The 517-nt window shown below is 48.9% G+C and carries 1 protein-coding gene; it reads right to left on the minus strand.

Annotated elements, in window-relative coordinates; genetic code table 11:
* A partial coding sequence (locus R7044_RS28070; RefSeq protein WP_225456373.1) for an acyl-CoA dehydrogenase family protein occupies nt 1–517 on the minus strand: 517 nt, incomplete at both ends.

The following is a 517-nucleotide window of genomic DNA, read 5'->3' on the forward strand; positions in this document are numbered from 1 at the left end:
GCTTGTTCCAGCTAACTCGAACACCAAGCACCTCTTCGCCATCGTGCATGCCGTAACACACCACACCCTGGTCAGGAATGCCGCCCGCATCTGCACCTGCTTCCGGTCCAGTCAAAGCAAAACAAGGAATGTCCGTACCATCAGCAAGACGTGGTAACCAGTAATCTTTTTGCTCCTGAGTGCCGTAGTGAGAAAGAAGCTCACCTGGCCCCAACGAGTTAGGAACCATTACCGATACCGCAACACTAATACTGCGCGTTGCAATACGAGACACAATCGTTGAGTTTGCCAATGCAGAAAACTCACGGCCACCGTACTCTTTCGAGATAATCAGTGAGAAGAAACGTTCTTTGCGCAAGTATTCCCACACCTCCGGTGGCAAATCACGATCTTCTTTCACGATTTTTTGATCGTCTAGCATGTCTAAGAGCGTTTCAAGTTCATTATCCATAAACGCTTGCTCTTCAGCAGTTAACGTCGGCGCTGGGTAATGGTGTAGCGTCGTAAAGTTTGGCTT

The organism is Vibrio sp. 1402, assembly GCF_033340275.1.